Genomic DNA, 2,678 nt, shown 5'->3' with positions numbered 1-2,678 from the left:
GTTGGGTCATTTGCATCCATACCGGGATTCATATAGTCCTGTTCTCGCACAGTCCAGCAGAGGTAAATATAGGATAGGGCGTCAATCCTGCAAGGGCACACTGGATTATCCGGATTCTCACCACAATGCCAACGACCATCGGTAAATGCACGTTTGCCATCAGAATCAGAAGGACACACATTTACAGCCAAATCGGAAAGATATTCCGGATATAACTGTGGTCCCCACCACATGAAATCAATGCCAATATCATCACAAGTATCTCCACCTGCTATACTTACTGTAGGGAAGCGTTCTCCTTTTGCCTCGTTAGCATACATCTTCATAGACAAACCTATCTGCTTTAAGTTGTTTTGACAGGATGAACGGCGTGCCGCTTCACGAGCACGAGCAAGAGCCGGCAATAAAATTGCCGCAAGTATGCCAATAATGGCGATAACGACAAGGAGTTCAATCAATGTAAAACCTTTCTGTTTCATAACACTAACTCCTATTCTTATATATTAAAGTTATAACTACTCACAGCACCCGGTATCACAACAACCGGGTGCTGTTACATACCAAAACTTATTTATTATGCTTGCTTCCGCCGACGGACTAAGATTAACGAACTGCCGGCGACAATTACACCTGAAATTGCACCAATAATTGCAATGGAGCCCACAGGAATTTCCGGATTGCCGGGCCACATGTTGGTCTTATCTGTAGCCGCTTTTACAAATAATTCCATGCCACCACCTACCGCAATGACTTCTTGTGCTTCTTGCAAATTCGTCTTACCGTCACCATCAAGGTCACCATTCGCAGCAATTGCACCATCATTTGCCTTTGCCAAACCGTAAATATGATAGTTATTTACACTGGGTAGCCCGACAGCACCGCCAGTCAAGGCAAGAATTATAGAGTGCCATGTGGTCCGCATCTCAGCGCTTGAACCTAACAACCCTGCCATAACATCGCTAAACGCCAGAAATGCTGCAAAAATAGGGTCAACATTGCTTGCCAACCACATCATATCCTGTTCAAACAGATTTTTATTATAGGCAAAATCTTGAGGAATTCCAAGTTCTGGATGGAAATTCGGATGGCACAGGCAGTATTCAAGTAATGCCATACTCCATGAATCTTTCAACCCATCTCCTGGATATGGACGGACATGTGCCATCACCTGTTCAAGGTATTCAACATCCCAATTAAACCAACTTAGCATCTCAAATGCAGAAAGTAGAGCATTCAACTCAGGTATCGCACTTTCAAGAGTGGTTGCAAATTGTGGACCCTGTCCAGTGGTCGGGTCGTTAATAAGCCCATCATATTCACATGGAGCTTCGCCCTCTCCTTCTGGAGTGCCTTCTGGTGTCCCTTCCGGCGTCCCTTCAACGGTTCCTTCTCCTTCTCCACCACCGCCTGAAAATTGCTCCCAGAAGTCAGGAATACCATCTGTATCATTATCGGGATATGCATTCGGAAATTCTACTAAACCTCTACGAGTAGCACTGGCTTTGTTATCATTCCAGCCACCGCTACTGGTAATTTCGCCATAATCTTCGCCACTGGAATCATTAGGTTCACCAGAGTTCCAATTAACATATTTTCCACCGACAGGTGTCCCACTTGCAGTACCCTGCCAGAATTGTTCACCTGTTCCAATCCAAATCCACTGTCCTTCTGTAAGTTTATCTGTGGCACCTATCCACATATTACTATTGATTTGTGGATACACTGTGCTCATAATCCAGGCATTTTCTGCAGAATCATCTATAGTTACCAGATGACCTGGAATGGCTATAGTTTCACTTGAATTGTTCACAAGGCTATGTTCCGTAGCAACCTGTTCAGCAATTTCCCATGGCAAGGTATAAGGCTCTAACCAATATACATGTTGATTGGCAGGATTATAAAAATAGGTCTTACCCCAACGAAGCCCTGTTTCACAAACGCCACTTGGGTCTTCACCGCTTGTGGTAATCGCTGGGTTCATTGCGGCAGAAACATAGTTTTCTACATTGCCACTCTGCCCGTACCATTCGTTAATGTTCTTTACGCCATCGCTATCAAAGTCGCCACACATAGACATATATGATTGACGACGAACATACGGTGGTTCCGCAGGCTGACCCGAATTCCACGCAGACCCATAAGAAGATAATTCATATAGAACTTCCGCTACCGAGCCCCAGGAGCCTGAGAACCATGCAGCTGGCGTTCTACCATAATCGCCATCGCCTAATGTAGCATACGCACCACCCATAATCGCCAATGCAGGAGCAAGTGAATTCACCAATGCACCTTGATGAGATTGAAAGGAACCCCAATTCGTCTTAAATGCTTCGTGAATTGTATCGTGTAATGGGTGCGATGTGTCATTACAAATTGCTGTTAACAGGGCAAATTCATTAACATCCAAAACATCATTATCATTGTTATCTGCATCGGTTGGATCTAAAAAGTCAAACACATAGTCGCCACCAAATTGGAATTGAGCCAATTTTGTCATCCATGCTTCAAAATCCACGCTTGAGGCAGTAAACGAACCTCCAGGTGCATTTGCCCATGTATAATTCGCTGGGGCATCAGCCCATGCTCCAATTACAAGGAGCCACAAACATAATTGGAAACCGATTACCAATTTTAACCTTTGCATAAGCCACTCCTTCTGTTAAAGGGTTAAAACACTT

At 44.4% G+C, this 2,678-nt stretch carries 2 protein-coding genes; both read right to left on the bottom strand.

Going from position 1 to position 2,678, the window contains the following annotated elements; genetic code table 11:
• The coding region (locus PLJ10_12400; protein ID HOK10443.1) for a DUF1559 domain-containing protein at positions 1 to 479 on the bottom strand (479 nt) is incomplete at its 3' end.
• A gap of 95 nt (positions 480 to 574) precedes the next feature.
• Positions 575 to 2,644 carry a C-type lectin domain-containing protein gene (locus PLJ10_12395; GenBank protein ID HOK10442.1) on the bottom strand — a complete coding sequence of 690 codons (2,070 nt, stop codon included), beginning with the start codon at positions 2,642 to 2,644 and terminating at the stop codon, positions 575 to 577.
• Between the last annotated feature and the right edge of the window lie 34 nt (positions 2,645 to 2,678).

The organism is Candidatus Hydrogenedens sp. (genome assembly GCA_035361075.1).
Lineage (GTDB): Bacteria > Hydrogenedentota > Hydrogenedentia > Hydrogenedentales > Hydrogenedentaceae > Hydrogenedens.
This window is presented reverse-complemented; position numbering and strand designations above follow the sequence as displayed.